Annotated in this window: 22 protein-coding genes; 14 read left to right on the top strand and 8 right to left on the bottom strand. The window is 56.4% G+C overall.

Going from position 1 to position 24,113, the window contains the following annotated elements; all coding sequences use genetic code 11:
* Positions 1-46: 46 nt before the first annotated feature.
* The 5 genes from HMPREF1147_RS05350 to HMPREF1147_RS05370 form a co-directional block, all read right to left on the bottom strand.
* Entirely contained in the window at positions 47-490 is a 444-nt protein-coding gene (locus HMPREF1147_RS05350) for an Rrf2 family transcriptional regulator (RefSeq protein ID WP_009348670.1), read from the bottom strand.
* A gap of 131 nt (positions 491-621) precedes the next feature.
* Positions 622-1,014, bottom strand: coding sequence for a 30S ribosomal protein S9 (gene rpsI, locus HMPREF1147_RS05355; protein ID WP_009348672.1), 393 nt, complete (start codon positions 1,012-1,014; stop codon positions 622-624).
* A gap of 27 nt (positions 1,015-1,041) precedes the next feature.
* Positions 1,042-1,467, bottom strand: a complete 426-nt coding sequence (rplM, locus tag HMPREF1147_RS05360; RefSeq protein ID WP_009348673.1) for a 50S ribosomal protein L13 — start codon at positions 1,465-1,467, stop codon at positions 1,042-1,044.
* Between the two features lie 151 nt (positions 1,468-1,618).
* Complete coding sequence (locus tag HMPREF1147_RS05365; RefSeq protein WP_037351207.1) at positions 1,619-2,860, bottom strand: aminotransferase class I/II-fold pyridoxal phosphate-dependent enzyme; 1,242 nt, start codon at positions 2,858-2,860, stop codon at positions 1,619-1,621.
* Positions 2,861-2,986: 126 nt separating this feature from the next.
* Complete coding sequence (locus tag HMPREF1147_RS05370) at positions 2,987-4,219, bottom strand: aspartate kinase (RefSeq protein ID WP_009438570.1); 1,233 nt, start codon at positions 4,217-4,219, stop codon at positions 2,987-2,989.
* Between the two features lie 323 nt (positions 4,220-4,542).
* Here HMPREF1147_RS05370 and HMPREF1147_RS05375 point away from each other — a divergent pair, with 323 nt between their 5' ends.
* The 9 genes from HMPREF1147_RS05375 (at position 4,543) to HMPREF1147_RS05415 (ending at position 14,450) form a co-directional block, all read left to right on the top strand.
* A complete protein-coding gene (locus HMPREF1147_RS05375; RefSeq protein ID WP_009348678.1) occupies positions 4,543-5,577 on the top strand; it encodes a rod shape-determining protein in 1,035 nt (344 codons plus the stop codon).
* Positions 5,574-6,530: a rod shape-determining protein MreC gene (mreC, locus tag HMPREF1147_RS05380; RefSeq protein ID WP_037351208.1), complete on the top strand. Its 957-nt coding sequence runs from the start codon at positions 5,574-5,576 to the stop codon at positions 6,528-6,530. The genes HMPREF1147_RS05375 and mreC overlap by 4 nt, the downstream gene beginning before the upstream one ends.
* Positions 6,527-7,024: a rod shape-determining protein MreD gene (gene mreD / locus HMPREF1147_RS05385; RefSeq protein ID WP_009348681.1), complete on the top strand. Its 498-nt coding sequence runs from the start codon at positions 6,527-6,529 to the stop codon at positions 7,022-7,024. Before mreC ends, mreD begins: the two co-directional genes overlap by 4 nt.
* Before the next feature lie 25 nt (positions 7,025-7,049).
* Positions 7,050-8,855 carry a penicillin-binding protein 2 gene (gene mrdA, locus HMPREF1147_RS05390; protein WP_009657987.1) on the top strand — a complete coding sequence of 602 codons (1,806 nt, stop codon included), beginning with the start codon at positions 7,050-7,052 and terminating at the stop codon, positions 8,853-8,855.
* Positions 8,852-9,529 carry a septum site-determining protein MinC gene (minC, locus tag HMPREF1147_RS05395; RefSeq protein WP_009438433.1) on the top strand — a complete coding sequence of 226 codons (678 nt, stop codon included), beginning with the start codon at positions 8,852-8,854 and terminating at the stop codon, positions 9,527-9,529. The genes mrdA and minC overlap by 4 nt, the downstream gene beginning before the upstream one ends.
* An 8-nt stretch (positions 9,530-9,537) precedes the next feature.
* A complete protein-coding gene (gene minD / locus HMPREF1147_RS05400) occupies positions 9,538-10,332 on the top strand; it encodes a septum site-determining protein MinD (RefSeq protein ID WP_009348685.1) in 795 nt (264 codons plus the stop codon).
* A gap of 12 nt (positions 10,333-10,344) precedes the next feature.
* A complete protein-coding gene (minE, locus tag HMPREF1147_RS05405) occupies positions 10,345-10,620 on the top strand; it encodes a cell division topological specificity factor MinE (protein ID WP_009348687.1) in 276 nt (91 codons plus the stop codon).
* Positions 10,617-11,726, top strand: coding sequence for a rod shape-determining protein RodA (gene rodA, locus HMPREF1147_RS05410; protein WP_009348688.1), 1,110 nt, complete (start codon positions 10,617-10,619; stop codon positions 11,724-11,726). The genes minE and rodA overlap by 4 nt, the downstream gene beginning before the upstream one ends.
* Positions 11,727-11,813: 87 nt before the next feature.
* Positions 11,814-14,450, top strand: coding sequence for a TIGR03960 family B12-binding radical SAM protein (locus tag HMPREF1147_RS05415; protein WP_037351209.1), 2,637 nt, complete (start codon positions 11,814-11,816; stop codon positions 14,448-14,450).
* Position 14,451: 1 nt separating this feature from the next.
* Here HMPREF1147_RS05415 and HMPREF1147_RS05420 read toward each other — a convergent pair whose 3' ends face one another.
* Both HMPREF1147_RS05420 and HMPREF1147_RS05425 read right to left on the bottom strand, forming a co-directional pair.
* Complete coding sequence (locus HMPREF1147_RS05420) at positions 14,452-15,363, bottom strand: transglycosylase domain-containing protein (protein ID WP_009658001.1); 912 nt, start codon at positions 15,361-15,363, stop codon at positions 14,452-14,454.
* Positions 15,344-16,144: a DUF4931 domain-containing protein gene (locus tag HMPREF1147_RS05425; protein ID WP_009658036.1), complete on the bottom strand. Its 801-nt coding sequence runs from the start codon at positions 16,142-16,144 to the stop codon at positions 15,344-15,346. Before HMPREF1147_RS05425 ends, HMPREF1147_RS05420 begins: the two co-directional genes overlap by 20 nt.
* Positions 16,145-16,297: 153 nt before the next feature.
* Here HMPREF1147_RS05425 and trmD point away from each other — a divergent pair, with 153 nt between their 5' ends.
* Positions 16,298-17,068, top strand: coding sequence for a tRNA (guanosine(37)-N1)-methyltransferase TrmD (gene trmD, locus HMPREF1147_RS05430; RefSeq protein ID WP_009657972.1), 771 nt, complete (start codon positions 16,298-16,300; stop codon positions 17,066-17,068).
* A gap of 183 nt (positions 17,069-17,251) precedes the next feature.
* Here trmD and HMPREF1147_RS05435 read toward each other — a convergent pair whose 3' ends face one another.
* Positions 17,252-17,467 carry a DUF1858 domain-containing protein gene (locus HMPREF1147_RS05435; RefSeq protein ID WP_009438538.1) on the bottom strand — a complete coding sequence of 72 codons (216 nt, stop codon included), beginning with the start codon at positions 17,465-17,467 and terminating at the stop codon, positions 17,252-17,254.
* A 247-nt stretch (positions 17,468-17,714) separates the two neighbouring features.
* On the opposite strand from HMPREF1147_RS05435, the gene ychF reads away from it, so the two are divergent.
* The 4 genes from ychF (at position 17,715) to nifJ (ending at position 24,041) form a co-directional block, all read left to right on the top strand.
* Entirely contained in the window at positions 17,715-18,821 is a 1,107-nt protein-coding gene (gene ychF, locus HMPREF1147_RS05440; protein ID WP_009658031.1) for a redox-regulated ATPase YchF, read from the top strand.
* A 226-nt stretch (positions 18,822-19,047) separates the two neighbouring features.
* Positions 19,048-20,001 carry a magnesium transporter CorA family protein gene (locus HMPREF1147_RS05445; protein WP_009438407.1) on the top strand — a complete coding sequence of 318 codons (954 nt, stop codon included), beginning with the start codon at positions 19,048-19,050 and terminating at the stop codon, positions 19,999-20,001.
* Complete coding sequence (locus HMPREF1147_RS05450) at positions 19,998-20,222, top strand: hypothetical protein (protein ID WP_009658025.1); 225 nt, start codon at positions 19,998-20,000, stop codon at positions 20,220-20,222. The genes HMPREF1147_RS05445 and HMPREF1147_RS05450 overlap by 4 nt, the downstream gene beginning before the upstream one ends.
* A gap of 285 nt (positions 20,223-20,507) precedes the next feature.
* Positions 20,508-24,041, top strand: coding sequence for a pyruvate:ferredoxin (flavodoxin) oxidoreductase (nifJ, locus tag HMPREF1147_RS05455; RefSeq protein ID WP_009658041.1), 3,534 nt, complete (start codon positions 20,508-20,510; stop codon positions 24,039-24,041).
* Positions 24,042-24,113 lie beyond the last annotated feature (72 nt).

Raw genomic sequence — 24,113 nt, forward strand, 5'->3', positions numbered from 1 at the left:
GGCTGCATGGAAGTTTTTCCATGCAGCCGATTTTACATGCACCGTATTAGATAAAATACATCAGGCTGTCGTCCGTTTCCTCATGGTTCAGCGCGGTGAGAAGATCCTCGAGACTGATGCCGCGCAGTGTCTCAAGGATGCTTCGATCGAGTTCGTCAAAGACGCAGCGCGAGAGCATACGGTTGAGCGCGTCCATTTTATCCGTCGCTGGACCCGCTTTTTCAATCAGCGAGATCTCGATGGAGGAGAGCACATCGTACGCGTTGATCTCGCGCGGATGGCGTGAGAGCTGATAGCCGCCCTGCGAGCCCTTGATGGAATTGACGAGCCGGCTGCGCTTGAGGAGCGAGAATACCTGCTCGAGATATATCTTCGAGATGCCAAGATGTTCGGAGATGCTGATGATGGTGATGGGGGAGGAGGCATCGTAATTGCGGGCAAGAAAAACCATCGCGGCGATGCCATACCGTCCCTTCGCGGAAATTTTCATGACGTGAGCCTCTTTTCATAAAACCTATTTTTTATATATACATAATAGGTTAATATAGAGAAAATGTCAATAAAAAATCCCGTCTTCTTTGCCGGAAGAGGGGATTTTTATATTGCTTTGTGTTCGTGCACTTAACGCTTCGAGAACTGCGAAGCCTTGCGCGCTTTCTTGAGACCGTACTTGCGGCGTTCCTTCTCACGCGGGTCACGCGTGACGAAGCCCGCCTTCTTCAGTGCCGGGCGAAGCTCCGCGTCCATCTCGATAAGGGCGCGCGTGATGCCGTGGCGGATCGCGCCTGCCTGACCGGATGCACCGCCGCCTGCCACATTGGCAATGACGTCGTATTTGTCAACCGTCTCCGTCAGGTTCAGCGGCTGACGAACGATCAACTCGAGAGTCTTAAGACCAAAGTATTCGGACATATCGCGACCGTTGATCGTCACCTTGCCGTCACCTGGAACGAGGCGAACGCGGGCGACAGAGGTCTTGCGGCGTCCCGTGCCGTAGTAAGTAACTTGTGCCATTGAACAGATTCCTCCTTTTTACGAAACTCAGCGAATGTCAAACGACAGCGGTTCCGGCTTCTGCGCCGCATGGGGATGCTCTGCGCCGACATATACGTTCAGCTTGCGGAACATCTGCGCGCCGAGGCTGTTCTTCGGCAGCATACCCTTAACGGCATGTTCAATGACGCGGGTAGGGAAGCGTTGGAGCATCTGACCGGCAGTTGTGAACGTCGTGCCGCCCTGATAGCCGGAGTGACGGAAATAGGTCTTGTCCGTCAGCTTCTTTCCCGTGAACTTTACTTTTTCAGCATTGATAACAATGACATAATCACCGGTGTCGACATGCGGCGTGTAAATGGGCTTATTCTTACCGCGAAGAATCTTCGCGATCTCCGCTGCAAGGCGTCCGACCGTCTGATTCTCGGCGTCTACAACATACCACTTGCGCTCAACATCGGAAGCTTTTGCCATAACCGTGGTTTTCACGTAATTCCCCCCTAGAGAGATAAGAGTTTTTTTATGTGTTGATGCGATATACACTCACGACTCCGGGGCTAATGGATACATGAAAAATATCACACGTTGCTATTCTATGAAATTTCATCCGGATTGTCAAGGATTGTTAAGAAATTTTGTCCATTGCGCGCTTTACTTTCTCGGCGACACCGTGCATCTTATCCTTTGGCACGGAGCATGCCGCGATGCGCACGCCCATTTTGAGGGGCACGGCGAAGATGAGATCTTCGTGGAGGCGGTCGCAGACCGCCTGCGGATCGTCCGTGGGAACGGCGAGGAAGAAGCCGCCCTTGTAGGGCAGTGCGGGGAGTCCGCACGCCGCCGCTTCCTGCATGAAGATGTCGCCGCGTTCCTGTACGAGCCGATAAAGAGCGTCGCGCTCGCCCTCATATGCGGCATAGGCGGCTTTGTCCTGCTCGATGCGCGTGAGGAGCGTCATAGCGCCGCGGTTGATGTTCGACCACGTTGCGCGCGCGGAGTATTTCGTGATTTCGCTGAACTCTGCGATCACGGATTGATTCGACGAGAGGGCGATGAGTGCGCCGCAGCGCTGCCCGTAGAACGTGTATGCCTTGGACATGGAGAATGCAAAGAGGACGAGGATGCTCTCGGGAAGCCCCGCGAATTTCTGCATGAATGCGCGCGTTGCGACTTTTTCGCCGGCAAAGTCGATGTAGGCGATGTCGACGAGCAACTCAATCTTTTTCCCTGCCGCCGCATATTTCTTTACAACGTCCAAGACGTGATCCCAATCGGATGCCGAGAGACTGTATCCCGTCGGATTATGCGCGGGCGTGTTGAGGATGATGAGCAGACTGTCCTGTACGCGCAGAAGTTCGTCGACCGACGCGGCGAACGCTTCGTGATTGAAATTGTTCTGCGCGTCGAACAACGTAAAATTCGTGGTGGAACAGCCGAGTTCTTGACAGATCACGCCGTAAGTGCCCCAGAACCAATCGGAGGTCAGCACCTTGTCGCCCTTTTCCACATAGTTCGCGACCGCGAGACGCAGTGCCCCCGTGCCGCCGGCGGATGCGATCGCACCGAGGTATCCGTCCGGGCGATTGCCGGCAAAGGTGATGTCGATGACCGCATCGAGATATGCGGTCAGTCCTGCGATCGGGGCGTAGGCGATATAGTCCTCGATGGGGAGGGCGCGGAAAATGCGCTCCACGGTCGGCAGATGCGCCAGTTTCCCCGCGTCGTCCATGACGGCGCCGATCGTGGCGTTCGTCACGCGATCCGCGCCATACTTTTCACTCGCGGCACGACATGCCGCGCTCGCGCCGAAAATCGCGTCCTTTAATTGCTTTCCGGCTGCATGGGATGCCGCCATCTGAAATGCCATGTTAAATACACTCTCCTTTATATACTGCGTCGCATGAATCATAGCGCGTTATTGGGGCGATGTCCACGGCGCACGGGAGTGTATACAAGTATTCAACGCCGCCGGTCGGTATATCCTGCGCGTACATCAATGCGCGTCGGGGAAGAACTCGTCGTGAATCACATTGACGGCTTCCTTCACGCTACCGCCCTTGATGAGACAGGAGATGCTGATCTCAGAGGTGCTGATGATCTCGATGTTGATTTTCGTGCGCGAGAGTGCGCCGAACATGCGCGCGGCGATCCCGGGACTGCCGAGCATCCCCGCGCCGACGATGGAGACTTTTGCCACGTCGTTGTCGATGAGCACGGAGGACGCGTTGATTTTATCCGCGATGCGTTCGACGACCTGTTTTGCCTCCGGCGCGTCGATGGAGGCGACGGTGAAGATCATATCGGTGATGTTGGACTCGGCGCTGCGCAGGCTCTGCACGATCATATCGACGTCGATGTTCGCGTCCGCCAGCGCTGAGAAAATCTCGTGCGCGACGCCCGGGACATTGGCAACGCCGAGGACGGCGACCTTCGAAACGTGCTCGTCATGCGTCACACCGCGAATGATAAAGGACTTCTCTTCCACTGTATATTCCTCCCTAATGATCGTGCCGGGTTCTGTCGTAAATGTCGAACGGACATGGATGGGGATCTTGTAGAGCTGTCCCATCTCCACGGAGCGCGGCTGCATGACGCCCGCGCCGAGACGCGCCATCTCGAGCATCTCGTTGTATGTGATCTCGCGCATACGGCGCGCACCCCGCGCGATGCGCGGATCGGCGGAGTAGATTCCGTCGACGTCCGTGTAGATCTCGCAGGTATCGGCGCCGATCGCTCCCGCAATCGCAACGGCGGAGGTATCGGAACCGCCGCGCCCGAGCGTCACAGGATTGCCTGCGGGATCGGTTCCTTGGAATCCGGCGATCACGACGATATTTCCTTTGTCCAGTTCCTGATGCACACGCGCCGGCTCGATCCCGATGATGCGCCCCTTCGTGTGCGCGCTGTCCGTTTTCATCCCTGCCATCGCGCCCGTGAGCGAGATAGCGGGCTGTCCCATGGAGCGAAACGCCATCGTGAGCAGCGCGATAGAGACCTGCTCGCCCGTCGTCATGAGCATGTCCATTTCGCGCGCGTATTGATACGGCGTGTCAGCCACCTGCTCCGCCAGCGCGATCAGATCGTCCGTCGTATCGCCCATCGCCGAGACCACCATGACAATCCGATCGTCGGGGGCTTTTTCGCTGAGGATGCGCTTTGCGACGTTCTTTATCTTCTCGGGCGTCGCAACCGAACTTCCGCCAAATTTCTTTACAATAAGTGCCATATCGCGTCCCCCTAAGGATCATAATTTTTATGATGAATTGATGAACGCATTATACAAGAAATTAGCGGTTGTGTCTATAAGCCTTTTATATCAAGGGCTGATGCGCCGCAGTTTGTTGCATTGATTCGGATACATAATTTTTCTCCGCTGGCAGTACTTGTAATTTAGCCAACGTAACCTATTGTATTTTTCCGATAAAATCTCATGGAAAAATAAACTTGCGTATGATATACTGACGTAGCATATTCTGTGTAAGCATATATGCAACCGGAATTATACTTAAGCGATGTATTTTCATCTGATGGAAGGAGACTCCTTTTACAATGTTTGGTCTTTTTGGTGGACACGATATGGGCATCGATCTCGGTACTGCAAATACACTGGTGCATGTAAAGGGCAGGGGAATCGTACTGCGCGAGCCCTCCGTTGTTGCAATAAAGAATGATACGGGAGATGTGCTTGCCGTCGGCGAGGAAGCAAAGCAGATGATCGGGCGTACACCCGGCAATATTGTCGCGATTCGTCCAATGAAGGACGGCGTGATTGCGGATTTTGACGTGACGCAGGCGATGTTGAAATACTTCATTCGTAAGGCAATGCGCTCAAAGTCGTTTGTCCGTCCGCGTGTGGTGGTCGGTGTTCCGTCAGGGGTCACGGAGGTAGAAAAGCGTGCGGTCATCGATGCTGCACAACAGGCAGGCGCACGCGAAGCATATCTCATTGAGGAGCCGATGGCTGCGGCGATCGGTGCAGGGCTTCCGGTCGAAGAGGCAACGGGCAGTATGGTCGTCGATATCGGCGGGGGTACGACGGAGATCGCTGTAATTTCGCTCGGCGGCATCGTGACGAGCCGATCTATTCGAATCGGCGGCGACGAGATGGACTCTGCAATTGTGCAGTACATCAAGCGCATGTATAATCTCATGATCGGTGAGCGCACGGCGGAGGAGATTAAGATCACGGTTGGCACCGCGATTGTAACGCCGGACATGGATCGTACGATGGATATTCGAGGGCGGGATCTTGTAAGCGGTCTCCCAAAGACCCTGACGATTCATGCGAAGGAAATTCGGGAAGCGCTGAACGAGCCGATCTACAAGATCATTGATGCAGTGAAGACCACACTCGAAAAGACGCCCCCGGAACTCGCGGCAGACGTCATGGATCACGGCATCATGATGACGGGCGGCGGTGCTCTCCTGACGAACCTCGATAAGCTTCTTTCACACGAGACGGGAATGCCTGTTCTCGTTTCGGAGGACGCGCTCTCCTGCGTTGGCGAGGGGACGGGGCGGACACTTGAGAACATTGGTCTCCTCAAGAGTGTTGTCATGGCATCGAAGAAACTGAAACAATGATTGACAGACTCGGACGGGCAAGGCAGTCGGGACCAAAGATCTGGGCGTTGCTCTTCGTTCTGTTGGCTCTGTTCTGCATCATTTTCTTTGCCGCACGAGGGCGGTTTCAAGCATCCGCATCGACGAGTACAGTGGGCACGGTGCTCGCACCGTTCGAGATGGCAGCCTCATGGTGCGGCAGCCGGATTAGGTCACTGACGTCGAATATTTGGGAGATCGCAACGGTACATGAGCAGAATAAAATGCTCAAAAACGAGATCGAACAGCTGCGGCAGGAGAATACTACGGCAGAGGAGTACGCCGCTGAAAATATGCGCTTGCGCGAACTCCTCTCGTATAAGGAGTCTGTGCATCAGTTTGATCTCCTTGCTGCACGTGTGATCGGACGTGACGCGGCGTTCTGGACGAGCACAATCGTGGTCGACCGTGGCGCAAAGGACGGCGTTCGAGAGAACATGCCAGTCGTTACGGGCAAAGGTCTTGTGGGACGCATTATGGAGGTCGGCCCGGTCTCGTCCAAAGTACAGCTTATCCTTGATGTGCGTTCCTCCGTCGGAACACTCATTCAGCGCGCCGATTCGCGTGTGAACGGCATTGTCACAGGGACGCTGGACAATCCGTATATGCCGCAGATGGTCAATATCCCGCGCAATGCCGATGTTGAGGACGGCGACGCCGTTGTGACGTCGGGCTTTGGCGGGGTCTATCCGAAGGGACTCATGGTCGGTCATGTTGCTGCACAGAAGAGCGATGACAGTGGACTCCTGAAAGTTGCTGTCATTGAGACGGCGGTGGATTTTCAGCGCCTCGAGGATGTGGCGATCATCACAGCATCACGTGAGGCACCGCCCGATCCTATCCAAGCGATGCCCTTGAGCCCGGGGGCTGCCGCAGCGGCAGAGATTTCGGCGGCACAGGCAAAATCGGTACAGACAAAGGCGGAGTCGCAGTGAAGAAATATCGATTTTTAATCCTGTTTTTCATTGCCCTCTTTGTCTTACAGTTTTCTTTTATGCCGCTTATCGCTGTATATGGTGTGGTTCCGGATTTACTTCTCTTGGCGACAGTGTCTTATGCATTCCTGCGCGGCAGTGCAAGGGGGAGCTTGGTTGGCTTTTCTCTCGGGTTGCTGGAGGATCTCAGTATCGGTTCTTTTTTTGGACTGCATGCCTTCACATTGACGCTCATCGGGCTTTTCTTTGGCAGGTTTTCTGATCGCGTGTTCAAAGAACAGTTTTTTTTGCCGATTACGGCGTCCATTGCGGCGACAATCGCTAAATATGTGATTTCAGCACTGATCGTGTATTTACTCGGCTATCGGTACAATCCGTTTTTGCACATGGGGCGCGTACTCTTTTTATTGCTGATCTTTCAGCTGATTTTCGCCTATCCGATTCATTGGATGACGTTTCGGCTCGATAAACATATGAGTCAGCCAAAGCGTTAGGAAAGGATATTCTTGGAGTGTAACTGTGAACGAAAATGAAGATTTCAGCGGCCGCCTGCAGTTCCTGCGCGTGGTAGCGGTCTGCATCATTCTCGTCCTCATTGGTCGCGCAGGGTATCTCCAAGTATATGATGGAGAGCTGTACGCGCGCCTCGCGGAGGGCAATCGTATCCGTATCATTCCTGCAGAAGCGGCGCGGGGGACGTTTTACGACCGCAACGGTGAACTCCTCGTAACGAATCGACCCGGTTTTACCGTATCGTTGCTGCCGCTTACAGAGCCGATTTCGCCCGAGGTCATTGCGCGTGTGTCAGCGCTGATTCATGTACCGGTCGAGGAGATTCAAAAGAAAATTGATGCGCATATCGGTTTTGATCCAATTCGTATTAAAAACGATGTCCTGCCCGATATAGTTTCCATTATCGAGGAGCAAAAAGACAGTTATCCGGGTGTTGTTGTCGAGGTATTGCCTGTACGCGACTATATTTTCGGCGAATATGCTGCGCATGTATTCGGTTATGTCAGCGAGATCAACGAGGAGGAGCTGGAGCGCCGCAAGGGTGAGGGGTATAAGTCCGGCGATATCATCGGTAAATTTGGTCTTGAGCGTGTCTATGACAAGGAAGTGCGCGGCATCAAAGGCGGTGAGCAGGTTGAGGTGGACGTCTCGGGACGCCCTGTGCAAATTCTGGGACGTCAGTCCCCTATACCGGGAAATGACCTTGTACTGACAATTGACAGCCACATCCAGGAGGCAGCCGAGCGTGCGGTTGACGATCAGCTTGCCGCCGTCCATGCCCATGCTGCGGCGGCGGTCGTGATGAACCCCCAGACAGGTGAGATCCTCGCGATGGTGAGTCGTCCCGCGTTCAATCCGAATCTCTTTGCGGGCGGAATCTCGACCGTGAACTGGAATATGCTCAACAACAATCCCTATCATCCGATGGATAACAAGGCGATTACGGGAGAATATCCGCCCGGTTCGACGTTTAAGATTGTGACGGGAACGGCGGCACTTGCAGAGCACAAGGTCACAGCGCAGGAAAAGATTTTTGATTCGGGGCGGCACTGGATTATTCCAAAGACCAATGCGGGGGGAGAGGCGCTTGGCTGGATTGATTTTGAGCAGGCGATGGCACACTCCGACAATGTGTACTTCTATGAGATGGGAAACCGCCTCGGCGTGGATACACTCGAGCGTTATGCACGTCTATTTGGACTCGGTACGCGGACGGGTATTGACCTTCCTTATGAGGCAGAAGGGCTTGTACCGAACCGCAAGTACAAGGCAGATAACTACGAGGACGGCGAATGGTATCTCTCAGAGACCTTTGATGCAGCGATTGGTCAGGGGTTCAATCTTGTGACACCGCTGCAGGCGGCGATGGTCGTATCGGAGATTGCGGCAAACGGGCAGCGTTACCGTCCGCATCTTGTACAGCGCATTGTCGATGTAAATGGAAATACAGTGCGAGAGATCAAACCGGAGCTGCTTTCTACTTTAGAGGTTGATCCAAGCGTGATCCATCATGTGCAGGAAGGTCTGCATAGTGTGACGAAACTCGGCACGGGCACGGAGCTCTTTGCCGGATTTCCCGTCGATATTGCGGGTAAGACCGGGACGGCAGAGAACTCACAGGGCAGAGACCATAGTTGGTTCGTCGCATACGGTCCTTATAAGAATCCGAATGTCGTAGTGGCGGTCATCGTGGAGCAGGGAGGGTTTGGTTCGGTTGCGGCAGGACCGATTGCGCGGCGGATTCTCGAGGCGGCATTCGGTCTTGATAAACAGATAGAGAGTACGCAGGGGAAGAGTGAGGGAAGTCAATGAGTGAGGATAAGATCAAGATTAAGGGAGAAAACAACGGACTGATGCTTGCTTTTCCGACGGATATGTCCTTTGCGGAGATTGTGGAGGAACTGGGGAGAAAACTCGAGTCCGGCTCCGGATTCTTTCTGCGCGGTACGCTTGTATATGTGCCGCGGGATTTGTTTTCCAAAGACGAGCTGAAGGAGCTGCAGGAACTCTTTCGGACGCACGGTCTTATCTGTCGCCTTGCCAAACCGGTGCCGGCAAAGTCGCCAGCGAGGCAAATTGCGGCAGAGAATCCTCTGTTAGACCAACCGGAAGAGGCACACCACTCTTCAGTACAGGTCGCAGCAAAGTCCTCGGAACTCCGGCAAATGCTCGTCATTGACAAGACACTGCGCGGTGGACAGGCAGTTGAGACGGAAGGCTCCGTCATCGTATTCGGCAACGTCAACCCCGGGGCACAGATCATCGCGGGCGGCAGCGTCGATATTCGGGGTACGTGCCGCGGCGTCGTCCATGCGGGGGCAGCGGGGGATTCGACTGCATTTATTATCGCAGATCATCTGATGCCGACACAGATTCGCATTGCGAACTATGTGGCGCGTTCACCGGACGAACCGGAGGACTCCGGCAAGGCGGAGCGCGCCTATGTGAGGGACGGTCAGATTGTTATTGAACCAATAGAGAGGTAGGATAGCATATGAGTGAGATCTATGTGGTGACATCGGGCAAAGGAGGCGTCGGCAAGACGACGACGACTGCCAATATCGGTGTCGGATTTGCTATGCGCGGCAAGAGCGTTGTGCTCATTGACACCGATACGGGACTGCGTAATCTCGATCTCCTGCTTGGACTTGAGAACCGCATTATGTACGATTTGGTAGATGTGACGACAGGGCGTGTGCCGTATAAGAAAGCGCTTGTTCGTCATAAGAAATACGACTCCCTCTATCTTTTACCAACCTCTCAGGTCAAGGATAAGAGCGCGGTGAATCCGGAGGAGCTTGCGGCGCTCTGTGAGGAGTTGCGTCGTGCATATGATGTTATCATCATCGACTGTCCGGCGGGTATCGAGCAGGGATTCAAGACAGCAATTGCCGCCGCCGATACTGCCATTGTCGTGACGATGCCGGAGATTTCTGCGGTGCGCGATGCGGACAAGATCATTGGTGAACTGGGGCGCGCCGACAAAGAGGACATACGTCTTATTGTCAACCGTATTCGTCCGAAGATGGTGGAAAAGGGCGACATGCTCGATATGAACGACATTGACGATATTCTTTCCGTCGGCTGCATCGGTCAGATTCCGGACGATGAGACGGTCGTTACGAGCACGAATCGCGGCGAGCCGTGCGTGACAATGCCGGATTCCCCCGCGGGGCAGGCATATCTTGACGTGGTAGGCCGTCTCTGCGGCGAGGACATTCCGTTTCGTGAATTTGCAAAGGAAAGTCTCTGGGAGACGATCAAAGGCAAACTCTTTGGGAAAAATTAAGGAGGGGCGAACGTGATTGATGCACTCAAGAGGCTTCTCGGCAAGAAAGAAAGCTCCGGCTCCGTTGCGCGCCGCCGTCTCCAACTTGTCATCATCAATGATCGGGCAAATGTATCGCCGGAGATCATGGATAATATGCGCGCGGAGATCATACAGGTGATCTCGAAATATATGTATATTGATACGCGTGAAATGGAGTTTGCACTCGAGAACGAGAACGACACGATGGCACTCGTGGTCAATATTCCCGTCGTCAGCGTACAGCACGGCGGCTCCGGCGGGCGATGATACTATCAAAACGTCTGCTGCGACGTACGGATCTCACACTGATTATCGCAGCTGCGGCGATCGTTATCATGAGCCTTGTGGTCATCGGCAGCGCGACACATATCAATGCGCCGAGCGATGAACGCTATTGGTTCGTACAGCGCCAGGGCGTTTCGATCCTTGTGGACATTGCACTTGCAGTTTTTTTGATGAACTTTGACTATAAGATTCTGCAGCGATATGGAAATTATTTCTATATCTTCAATCTCGTTTTGCTGATTTTGGTCATGCTGGTTGGTCAGACGGCGCTCGGCGCCCAGCGGTGGATCGCACTCGGTCCCATCAGCATACAGCCCTCGGAATTTTCAAAACTCATCATGATCATTGCGCTCGCAGCGATGCTCGAAAAGCGCGGCGGGAAGATCAACACGCTTGGCGAACTCCTCCCCGTCGCCGCCTATGTCGGCGTGCCGTTCCTGCTCGTGCTCAAGCAGCCGGATCTCGGTACATCGCTCGTCTTTCTCGCGATTTTCTTCGGTATGGTCTTTGCCGCGGGGATACGCCTCAGGATGCTCGCGTGGATCTTCGGGCTAGGGATCGCGGCAATGCCTGTCGTTTGGCATTTTCTCAAGGGCTATCAGAAAATGCGCATCATGGTCTTTATGGATCCGAACGTCGACCCGCTCGGCGCGGGCTATCACATCATCCAGTCCAAGATCGCGATCGGCTCGGGAATGCTCTTTGGCAAAGGACTGTTCAGCGGGACGCAGAGTCAGCTCAACTTCCTGCCGGAGAACCATACGGACTTCATCTTCTCCGTCGTGGGAGAGGAGCTCGGCTTTGTCGGATGCGCCGTACTGCTCCTGCTCTATCTCATTATCCTGTGGCGGGGAATACGGATCGCGCAGGATGCGAGCGATCTCTTCGGGCGGCTGCTCGCGGTCGGCATCACCTCGATGCTCGCGTTCCATGTGCTCGTCAACGCGGGCATGACGATGGGCATCATGCCCGTCACGGGGATTCCGCTGCCGCTCATGAGCTACGGCGTCAGCTCGCTCACGACGAATATCATGGCGATCGCGATTCTGCTGAACATTCAGCTGCGGCGGCAAAAACTGCTGTTTTAGAAGGTTGACATCACTGTGGGGCTGCTTGCCTGCGTGCGGCAGTCCTTTTTATTTGAAGTATTTTGAATCATGGAGGAATGGGAAGAGATGGTGCAGCTTGATCACAGCATCCTGCAGTCCGTATTAAAGCCGGCGCGGTATACGGGCGGCGAGTGGAACGCCGTCCGCAAGGACTGGGATGCGGCGGCGTGCCGGTTCGCGCTCGCGCTCCCCGACGTCTACGAGGTCGGCATGAGCAATCTCGGACTTGCCATCCTCTACGAGATATTGAACCGCCGCGCGGACATTCTCGCCGAGCGCGTCTATGCGCCGTGGGTGGATATGGAGGAAAAGATGCGGGAGAAGGGCATCCCGCTCTTTTCCCTCGAATCGCGCCGGGAAATCCATACATTTGACTTCCTCGGATTCTCCCTCCAATACGAGATGATCTACTCCAATGTGCTCAATATGCTCGACCTTGCGGGCATCCCGCTCTATGCATCCGCGCGCGGTGAAGATGCGCCGTTCATTGTTGGCGGCGGTCCATGCGTCTATAATATCGAGCCGATCGCGGACTTCTTTGACTTCTTTGTCATCGGAGAGGGCGAGGAGGTCATTCTCGAGATCGCGGACGCCTTCATCACGTGGCGCACGGCGGGACGTCCGGGCGGACGGCGCGGCTTTCTGACGCGCCTGCTCGATGTAGACGGCATCTATGTGCCGTCCTTCTACGAGCCGCAGTACGACGCGGCGGGGAACTTTACGGAGCTGCGTCCGCTGCATCCCGGCGCGCGTCCCGTGATCTACAAGCGCGTCGTGAAGGATATGGACGACGTGATGTCCGTCGAGCATCCGATCGTCCCCTATATGGACATTGTGCACAACCGTCTGATGCTCGATCTCTTTCGCGGTTGTTCGCGCGGCTGCCGGTTCTGTCAGGCGGGCATCGCCTATCGCCCCGCGCGCGAGCGGACGGAGGCGTGCCTGCGGCGCATGGCGCACGGACTCACGGAGGCGACGGGATATGATGAGATGAGTCTCACCTCGCTCTCCTCGGCGGATTATTCGTGCCTCGGACGTCTCGTCGACGATCTCATGGACGATTACCGCGGCGAGCAGATCAGCTTCTCCCTGCCGTCGCTGCGCATCGACAGTTTTTCCATCGATCTCGCACACAAGATGCAGCAGGTCAGAAAGTCGGGGCTGACGTTCGCACCCGAAGCGGGGACACAGCGGCTGCGCGACGTGATCAACAAGGGCGTCACGGAGGAAAACCTCATCGAAGCGTGCGGCGCGGCGTTCCGACACGGGTGGAAACAGGTGAAGCTCTACTTCATGATGGGGCTGCCGACCGAGACGGACGAGGACATCATCGGCATCGCGCGCCTCGCAAAAAGGGTCGTCGATCTCTACACGGAGATTCGCGGCAGGCGCGGCGTTAAGGTGACGGTCTCCGTCTCCTGCTTCGTCCCGAAGCCCTATACCCCGTTCCAGTGGTTCGGTCAGCTTTCCATCGAGGAATTCCAACGGAGGCAGCAGCTCCTCAAGGAGCATATCACGGATCGCTCCATTTCGTTCCACTACCACGACGCGCGGCTTTCCGTCATCGAGGGCGTCTTTGCGCGCGGCGACCGCCGCCTTGCGCCCGCGCTCTATGAGGCGTGGAGAAACGGCGCGAAGTTCGACGGCTGGTCGGATCTCTTCGACGACGCACGCTATTTTGCCGCGTTCGAGACCTGCGGCATCGACTGGACGTATTTCAGCAGGCGGACGCGTACGATCGGCGAGCCGCTGCCGTGGGCGCACACGTCCCCAGGAGTGCTCGAGCGGTTCCTCCGGCAGGAGTGGCAAAAGGCGCTTGCCGCCTCGCTCACGGTCGACTGCCGCCGCACGCACTGCACAGGTTGCGGCATCTGTCCGACACTCGGCGTCGACATTGTCGACTACGCGGCGGTGGAGCAGCAGCGCACGGCAGAGGAGGTGCAAGCGGCGCCCGCAGAAGTTTTGCCGACTGCGGCGCAGACCGACGAAACGAACGTAAAAAATCCCCCGCAGGAGCGTACGTTGACGACCTATCGGGGACTGATTACGAAGGGAGAGGAGTTGCGTTACGTCTCTCATCTCGACTATGCGAATCTCTTTGTGCGGGCGTGCAGGCGCGCGCATTTGCCGATGGCATATTCCGAGGGGTTCAATCCGCATATGAAGGTGGCGTTTGCCTCGGCGCTCTCCCTCGGCGCGGCAAGCGATGCCGAATACGTCGACTTTGAGATGACGGAGGTGCTCCCCGCCGCCGAGGTGATGACGCGGCTGCGCCGCCACCTGCCCGTGGGGGCGGACATGATTCGCCTGCGGATGCTGGAGGGCAAGCACAAGGCGCTCATGGCGGACGTCGACGAGGCGCGCTACCGCATCGCCGTCGCCTATGCGGGCGACGCCGCGCTCGTGGAGGAGAGCGTACGCCGCTACAACGAAGCCGAGACCGCCGTGTGGCACCGCGTCACGCCAAAGAAAAAGCGCGAGATCGAGACAAAGGCATTTCTAAAGTCGCCCGTTACCGTCCGATTGGAGGATGGTCGGCTGATTTTTTGGATGAATCTCGTTGTCACGCCCGCGGGCAGTGTCAAGCCGATCGAAATCCTCACGCTCATGGCGCGGGATTTTGATCTGCCCATCGATCCCGGCGAGGCATATGTGACGCGCATCGGGCTGTTCTCCGAGGGGCGCGCGCTCATCGACCGCTAGGTCACGGCTTCGGGCGCAGGATGAGCGGCTGAATCTTCGCATCCTCCGCCGTGCGCCGATCAATATAGTTTTGCGCCTCCATAGCGTCAAGCACAATCGCTTGGCGCTTTTTTGCCGCGATGAAATCGACGAAGGGGGAGAGCGTTGACGGCGCGTTCGGGATGCCCGCGAGCATCGACGCCTCGGGGAGGTCGAGCTCGTCCGGGGATTTTCCGTAGTATCCCTCGGATGCCGCGCCCACACCGTAGAAGCCCGCGCCGTAGTAGACGACGTTTAGATAAATCTCAAGGATCTCGGGCTTCGTATACGCGAGTTCGATGTCGAGCGCGAGCAGCAGCTCCTCCGCTTTGCGAGTGAAGGTCTGCTCATTGGCGAGGAAAAGATTTTTGACGAGCTGCTGCGTGATCGTGCTCGCGCCCTCCTCGATGCGCCCGTGCTGAATGTTGACGAGCGCCGCGCGCGCCATGCCCGTCGCATCGAAGCCCATGTGCGTGTAAAAGCGGCGATCTTCCACCGCGACGACCGCACGCCCGAGGTTGGGCCCGATGCGGTCGATAGGAACGTAGTCCTCACGGTTCAGACGCGCCTCGATCGCGCGGCGCACGAAGAGCACGCGCATAATGCGCTCCCCGGCATCCGGCTCATAGACCTCGTGGAGCTCGTTTGCGGGCTTTTGCCGTTCGGCATCCGGCAGCAACAGACCGATGCCCTGCCATGTGCGCGGAAAGAAGAGGAACGTGCCGGCACAGAGGACGAACACGAGGAGGACGCATATGAGACAGAGAAGTCCCGTGCGTTTCTTGGGCACGCTTTTGCGCCGCGCAGCGCGCTTCTTTGTGCCTCTCGTTCCTTTTGATCCCGTACTCTTTCGCCGCCGTTTCGGCGGCGACTGCTCATTTTGCTCTTCTGTCATGGAGACTCCCGTTCTCTCTGTCCGTAAAGTAAATCGACCGGATGCGCGCGCACATCTCCTCCAGATTCGACGGCACGAGCCGGATATTGTAGCCGACGAACATCGGTGACGTGGCAAAGCGTGGCAGTACCTTCAAAAAGATCTCCTCGCCGTCGTTGTAGAAAAAGATATTGTAGCTGTCCAGCCGCCGATGAAAGCGATGCATCAGGAAATCCACCGCGATTTGAATATAGTCCGCGATCGTATCCGTGTCCGACGCGTCGCGCGGGACAATGTTCAGCTCCCAAAAGCCGACGCGCGGCTCTGCGGAGAGACTCAGCGTCACGCCGTCCTTTTCCGCGACTTTGAGACCCTCGAAATCGCTGCGGCGAAAGAGAAGCTGCGTCTGCAAATGAGGGAAGCCCACGAGCTGCATGTGCGGATGGCGGATCGTCCCGCCCGAATAATGACCGTAGTTCTTAAAGAAGAGCACCGCCTCGTACTTCCCGCTCCGCCGCAGACGCGCCCAATGTCTCATGCCGAACGCGATGAGCCGGTGCATGTGTTCGGGCGTATAGTCCGGCATGTCCGCCCAGCATTCACTGCCCTCGATGAGCACGAACTGATCCGCGCCCTCAAGGACATTGTATTTATTTTTCAGCAGAATGATGTCGCCGTCCGTCTCGATGATGCCTGTGAGCTTGTCCGGCTCGCAGAACGGGCAGGCGGCTTCGCTGTGAACGATATTCTCCGGCTTTTGTCGACCGATGTTCGTGTTGAATAGGGCGAGATTGATGTCCATAAAACTGCTCCAAATCCTTCGGGCCGTTGTCGATGCTCTTATTATAACGCAAAGCGCGGATTTTCTGTAGCCGTTTCGGAAAAAATGTGCGCGGCACGCCGCCGTCTTTATGATATAATAGTGTGCATCATCAACGGAAGAAGAGGAACGCATATGAGGATCGATCTGGTCACGCTCTTTCCCGAAATGTTCGCGGGCGTTTTTAGCAGCAGCATCATTGGCAGAGCGGCGGCGCGCGGCATCTTGGACATACACTATACGAACTTTCGCGACTACTCCGCGGATAAGCACCGCCACGTCGACGACAGCCCTTTCGGCGGCGGCGCGGGCATGGTCTTAAAGCCTGAGCCGATGTACGCCGCCGTCCGCGCCGTCAGGGAGGAGAGCGCGGCATACGAGGGGGGGCGATGCACGATCATCTTTGACCCCGCCGGCGATGTGTTCACACAGACGATGGCAAAAGAATTCTCCGCCTACGAGCAGCTCATATTGATTTGCGGACATTACGAGGGATTCGACGCACGCATCTACGACCTCGCCGACCGCCTCGTCTCCGTCGGCGACTTCGTACTCACCGGCGGAGAGATCCCCGCCATGCTCCTCGTCGACGCCACCGCGCGGATGCTGCCCGGCGTTCTCGGCGACGACACGTCCGCGCCGACGGACTCCTTCTATGACGGACTGCTCGGCTATCCCCAGTACACGCGCCCGCGCTCCTTCGAGGGGAGGGACGTCCCCGACGTCCTCCTCTCCGGCAACCACGCCGAGATCGCGCGCTGGCGCCGCCGCATGTCCCTCCTCGCAACCCTCCGGCGCCGCCCGGAGCTTTTAGAGAGGACGGAACTCACGGAGGAGGAGCGCGCGTTTTTAGAGTGTCGGGAATATCGCTTATTGCCTCGGATTCGACGAGGCGATGATCCGTGACTGGTGCAGAGCGGCCAACTATGTCCTTGCCGGCAATCTGCTGTCGGCGAACTGCGATTTGGTCTGCGAAACTCCGGAGGGAAAAGCACTCTTTCTGCATCAGCCGCAATGATTTTTACAGATATAGAAAACGCCCCCATGAGAACAACCTGTCCTCATGGGGGCATTATTTTCGTATGTGTTTTACTGTGCCGCAGCCGCCGGCTCGCCGATGGATTCGTTGAGCGCGTCGATGAGCGCGTCGATGTCGATGCCGTGTGCCATGGCGCCCTGCTCGATGTTCTCGAAGTGAGCCGCTGCGCAGCCGAGGCAGCCCATGCCTGCGTTCATGAGGATGTCCACGGTGTCGGGGTACTGCTGAACGATGTCGATGATGCTCATATCCTTGGTGATAGCCATAATATAAACCTCCTGTATGGGAAACATAAAGCGATTATGGAAGGTAAAACCTTCAAGTTATCCCGATTATAACACATCTTTTGAAAAAGAAAAGTATCAAATGCAACTTTTATATAAATACGTGTTCATATATTATAATAAGAGCGTGTGACGATTGACGTTCTCGGCGTTTTTTGGTATAACATAACAAGTATATTCATTAAAATAACGTACTTTGAAATAAAATCCGGTGAAAGAAGGAATCCCTGTGAGCAATCTTGAGGTCGGTATTGTCGGACTGCCGAATGTGGGCAAGAGCACGCTCTTCAACGCGATTACGAAAGCGGGGGCGGAAGCGGCAAACTATCCGTTCTGCACGATCGAGCCAAACGTCGGCGTGGTGGCGGTACCGGATGCGCGCTTGACGGTGCTGACGGATCTCTATCATTCCAAGAAAACGACGCCTGCGAGCGTGCGGTTCGTGGATATTGCGGGGCTCGTGAAGGGCGCGTCGAAGGGGGAGGGGCTTGGCAATAAGTTCCTTGAGCACATTCGTCAGGTGGATGCGGTCGCGCATGTGGTGCGCTGTTTTGAGAGTTCGGACATCACGCATGTGGAGGGGGCTGTCGATCCGCTGCGCGACATCGACATCATCGAGACTGAGCTGTGCCTCGCCGATCTCGAGGCGGTGGAAAAGCGCGCGGCGAAGGTGACGAAGCTGCTGAAATCGGGAAGCAAGGAGGCAAAGGCGGAAGCCGCGGCGCTCGAACGTCTGAAATCCGTGCTCGACGCGGGGCGACCAGCGCGCGAAGCGGAGCTCTCGGAGGAAGAACAGACACTCCTGCGCGATCTGAATCTCCTCACGCGCAAGCCGATCCTCTATGTCGCGAATGTCGGCGAGGACGAAGCGGCAACTGCCGACGCGGAGAACCCGCATGTGCAGACGGTCAAGGAATATGCTGGGCGCACGGGCGCGCAGGTCGTTACGGTCTCGGCGCGTCTGGAGGAGGAGATCGCGGAGCTGGACGCGGAGGAAGCGGCGGTGTTCCTCGAGGATCTCGGTCTCAAAGAGAGCGGTCTCGACCGTCTCATCCACGGTGCGTTCGCGCTGCTCGGACTTCAGACGTTCCTGACGGCGGGCGAGGACGAGTGCCGCGCGTGGACGATCACGCGCGGGACGACGGCGCCGAAGGCGGCGGGCAAGATTCATACGGATTTTGAGCGCGGCTTCATCCGCGCGGAGATCGTGAGCTATGACGATCTCGTCGTGCTCGGCAGCGTTGCGGCGGCACGCGACAAGGGACTCGTTCGTCTTGAGGGGAAGGACTATGTGATGCAGGACGGCGATGTGGTGAATTTCCGCTTCAACGTCTGAGCCGCCACGCGCGGAGAAGTTTTTCACGTGCACTATGGACAAGTGCGTGCGTTTGCGCTACAATGCATTCGGTCAATTCGAGCACATATATTTTGAAAGGAAGTGAAGAGCATGGACGACACACCTTTGCAACCCAAATCGCATCGACATTACCCGTCCTCTCTTCGCTCCGCAGATTTGATTTCACATTGACGGAGGAGGGCGGTTCGGAAAGGAGCGCTCTCCCTTGCTGCAAATTTATAAATCCATGGAATCGGGACCGCTGCAGGAGCTGTCCCTCAAAACGCTCAGCAAAGGCGCGTGGATCAATATCGTGAATCCGACGCCGTACGAGTTGAAGGTGGTCAGCACGCTCACAGAGGTTGACCCCGATTTTCTGCGGTCCGCACTCGATGATGAGGAGCGGTCGCATACGGACATTGAGGACGACTCGGTCATGATCCTGACGAATGTCCCGGTCTACCGAGGCGAGGACAGCTATGATACGCTGCCGCTCGCGATCATCCTCACGGACGAACACGTCATCACGGTCTGTCTTGAGGAGACGCCCGTCATGGCGGAGTTCAACGAGCGCACGGCGAAACTGTTCCGCACCTATAAGCGGACGCGGTTCCTCTTTCAGATTCTCTATAAATCGGACGTGTTCTATCTGCGCTATCTGCGTCAGATCAGCAAGCTCTCCGAGGAGATCGAGGATCGCCTGCGCCATGATATGAAGAACAGCGAGATCCTGCGCCTCTTGCAGCTCCAAAAAGGTCTGACGTATTTCAACGCGGCGCTGCGCTCGAACGGGGCGGTGCTCGACCGGCTGATGCGTCTTCGGACGAATACGTCCGTGCATCATATCATTAAGATGTACGAGGAGGACGAGGATCTGCTCGAGGACGTCATCATCGAGAACAAGCAGGCGCGCGAGATGGTCGAGATGTACAGCAAGATTCTCGCGCGGCTCGCCGATACCTTCTCGTCGATTGTCTCGAACAATTTGAACCTCGTGATGAAATTCCTCGCGGCGATCACGATCATCCTCGCGATCCCGACCGTGATTTCGAGCTTCTTCGGGATGAATGTGCCGGTGCCGTTTACGGATGATCCATATGGATTCGTGCGCATTGTTGTAATCGCTTCGCTCGTGTCGACTGGGGCTGTCTACCTGCTGTGGCGGAGGGATATGTTTTGATACGCGAGGAACAGCTCCTGCGGGGCATCATCTTTGGCGACAAACGGACTGCCGAGTATGTATATATGCCGGGCAGTGAGGTCGGCGCGCAGACGCCCGTCTATGTGTACGAAACGGAGACGGGTCGCGCGGACATCGACCTCGACGAAGCGCTGCGTCTCATCCGCGTGCGGGATCTGAGACCAACGGAACATCCTTTGCTTGGACGAACGAGCTGCTGACGGCGGCTCGTTTTTTGATAGGATTTATAGATGATTTCATCATAAAAAACAATGGATAAACGGTGTCGGTTCTACGTTTGAGAAAGTCTATCGTGTTTACAAGGGCGTTTTTCCGTTGTATAATAAACGAAAAGTATAGGAGGAGTGTGCCTTCATAGATATTTTTTCTGATTCTTGTTATCAGAAGAGTTTGCAAGGTCATATATTTCTATACTACTGTGGATTATATTTCAAACTGATGGGGAAATGTATCAATATTTCTCTTTTTAGGAAGGGAGCAGTAAGATGGCGAAAAAAATGAAGACGATGGACGGCAACACAGCCGCCGGTTACATTTCGTATGCCTTTACGGATGTGGCGGCGATTTACCCGATCACACCGTCTTCGCCGATGGCGGAGCATGTGGACGGTCTCGCCGCAAAGGGCATGAAGAACATTTTCGGGCAGAAGGTACGTCTCATCGAGATGCAGTCCGAGGCGGGCGCGGCAGGAGCAGTGCACGGTTCGCTTCAGGCGGGGGCGCTCACGACGACATACACGGCGTCGCAGGGGCTCCTGCTCATGATTCCAAATATGTATAAAATTGCGGGCGAGCTGCTGCCCGGCGTGTTCCATGTGAGCGCGCGTGCGATTGCGGCCTCCTCACTGAATATTTTCGGCGACCATCAGGACGTCATGGCGGCACGCCAGACGGGCGTTGCCATGCTCGCCGAATCGAGCGTGCAGGAGGTTATGGATCTCGCTGCCGTCGCGCATCTCGTTGCAATCAAGGGACGCATTCCGTTCATCAACTTCTTTGACGGATTCCGTACGTCCCACGAGATTCAGAAGATCGAGGTCGTGGAGTACGACGATCTCGCAAAGATCCTCGACTGGGATGCGGTGAACGCGTTCCGCCGCCGCGCGCTCAACCCCGAGCATCCGGTCATTCGCGGTACGGCGCAGAACCCCGATATTTACTTCCAAGGACGTGAAGCGGTCAACAAGTATTACGACGCCATTCCGGCGCTCGTCGAAGAAGCGATGGCGCAGATGGCGAAGATCACGGGGCGCGAACATCATCTCTTTGATTATTACGGCGCGCCCGATGCCGACCGCATCATCATCGCGATGGGCTCGATCTGCCAGACGGCGGAGGAGGTCGCGGAGTACCTGAACAAGCAGGGCGAGAAGGTCGGCCTTCTCTCAGTCCATCTCTTCCGTCCGTTCTCGCTCGAGCATTTCTTCAAGTATCTGCCGAAGACGGTGAAAAAGGTCGCAGTGCTCGACCGCACGAAAGAGCCCGGCTCGATCGGCGAGCCGCTGTACCTCGACGTCAAGGCGGCGTATTACAGCTCGGGCATGAACCCCGTCATCGTCGGCGGACGCTACGGCCTCGGCGGCAAGGACACGACGCCGGATCAGGTCTTTGCGGTCTATGAGGAGCTGAAGAAGGACGATCCGATCCACGGCTTTACCCTCGGCATCGAGGACGACGTGACGCATCGCAGCCTTACCCCGATCCATGGCGACGTCAACCTCACGAAAGAGGGGACGACGGCGTGCAAGTTCTGGGGGCTTGGTTCGGACGGTACGGTCGGCGCGAACAAGAGCGCGATCAAAATCATCGGCGACAAGACGGATATGTACGCGCAGGCGTATTTTGCCTATGACTCGAAGAAGTCGGGCGGCATCACGATGAGCCATCTGCGTTTTGGCAAATCGCCCATCATCAGTCCGTACCTCATCAATAAGGCGGATTTCATCTCCTGCTCGCAGCAGTCCTATGTCCGTCAGTACGACCTCCTCGCGGGTCTCAAGAAGGGCGGCAAGTTCCTGCTCAATACGGTCTGGAGCGACGAGGAGCTGAATACACATCTGCCTGCATCGATGAAGCGCTATATCGCGCAGAACGAGATCGAGTTCTACACGGTGAACGCGGTTCAGATCGCGCGTGAGCTTGGTCTCGGCGGACGCTTTAACATGGTCATGCAGTCGGGGTTCTTCAAGCTCGCTAATATCATCCCCATCGAGGATGCTGTGAAGTACCTCAAGGATGCCGTTGTAACCTCCTACGGGAGCAAGGGCGAGAAGGTCGTCAACATGAATAACGGTGCGATCGATCACGGCATTGAGTCGTTGCATCGCGTTGTTGTCCCCGACGCATGGAAGGATGCCTTTGACGAAGAGGTGGAAGTCAACCCACGGACGCCGCAGTTCATCACGAAGATTCAGAACGTCATGAACCGTCAGGAGGGCGATAAGCTCAAGGTCTCCGATCTCGCCGGCATGGAGGACGGCACGTTCCCGCTCGGCGGCACGGCATACGAAAAACGCGGTACAGCGATCTCCGTTCCTGTCTGGAACAAGGAGAAGTGCATCCAGTGCAACCAGTGCTCACTCGTCTGCCCGCATGCTTCCATCCGTCCCGTGCTCACGACCGATGAGGAGCTTGCGGCGGCGCCCGAGGGATTTGAGTCCATCAAGTCGAAGCCCGGCAAGGCACAGAACCTCAATTTCACGATTGCGGTCTCCACGCTCGACTGCCTTGGCTGCGGCAATTGCGCGCAGGTCTGCCCGGGCAAGGCGCTCGATATGACGCTGCTCGACGACAAACTCCGCGATGCGCAGAAGTATTTCGACTTTGGCGTCGATGTGGAGAAGGTCTCGATCAAGAATACGCCAATGAAGAAGACCACGATCATTGGATCGCAGTTTGAAAAGCCGCTCTTTGAGTTCTCGGGCGCGTGTGCGGGCTGCGGTGAGACGCCGTATGCAAAGCTCGTCACACAGCTCTTTGGCGATCGGATGCTGATCGCAAACGCAACGGGATGCTCCTCCATCTGGGGCGCGAGCGCACCCGCCATGCCATACACGACGAATGCGCAGGGACAGGGACCCGCATGGGCGAATTCCCTGTTCGAGGATAATGCAGAGTACGGTCTCGGCATGCATCTCGGTACGAAGTCCATCCGCGAAGCGCTTGCATCCGCGATGATCGAAGCGATCGAAGCGCAGAAAGGCTCCGAGGAGCTGCGCGCAGCGATGCAGGCATGGCTCGACAAGCGTGATGAGGGTGAGAATACACGTGACCGTGCGAGCGCGCTCAAGAGTCTCCTCGAGGCGGAGAAGGGAAGCGATGAGCTCCTTTGCCGCATCTACAGCGATAATGACTACTTCGTCAAGCGCTCGCAGTGGATCTTTGGCGGCGACGGCTGGGCATACGACATCGGCTACGGCGGTCTCGACCATGTGCTCGCATCGGGCGAGGATATCAACGTCATGGTGTTCGACACCGAAGTTTACTCCAATACGGGCGGACAGGCGTCGAAGTCCACGCCTGCGGCCGCCATCGCGGAGTTCGCTGCGACGGGCAAAAAGACGAAGAAGAAGGATCTCGGCATGATGGCGATCTCCTATGGCTACGTCTACGTCGCACAGGTGGATATGGGCGCCGATCAGAATCAGGTGCTCAAGGCGATCAGCGAAGCGGAAGCATACCCCGGCCCCTCCCTCATCATCGCGTATTCGCCGTGCATCAACCACGGCATCCGCAAGGGCATGGGCTGCGCACAGCTCGAGGGCAAGCTCGCCGTTGAGTGCGGCTACTGGGCAAACTATCGCTACAATCCGCAGCTCGTGGATACGGGTAAGAATCCGTTCAGTCTTGACTCCAAGGAGCCGGATTTCTCGAAGTTCCAAGAGTTCCTTATGGGCGAGAACCGCTACATCAGTCTGAAGAGCAGCTTCCCCGAGGCGGCTGAGGCGCTCTTTGAAAAGACGCAGAAGGACGCGGAGACACGTTACAACAGCTACAAGAAACTCGCGGGCAAAGCGTAAATCAAAAGACTTCGTCCGCTGCGCTAAGGAGAGGGGTCACCGTACAGATCTGTACGGCGGCTCCTTTTATCA

Source organism: Selenomonas sp. FOBRC9 (assembly GCF_000287655.1).
In the GTDB taxonomy this organism is placed as follows: domain Bacteria; phylum Bacillota; class Negativicutes; order Selenomonadales; family Selenomonadaceae; genus Centipeda; species Centipeda artemidis.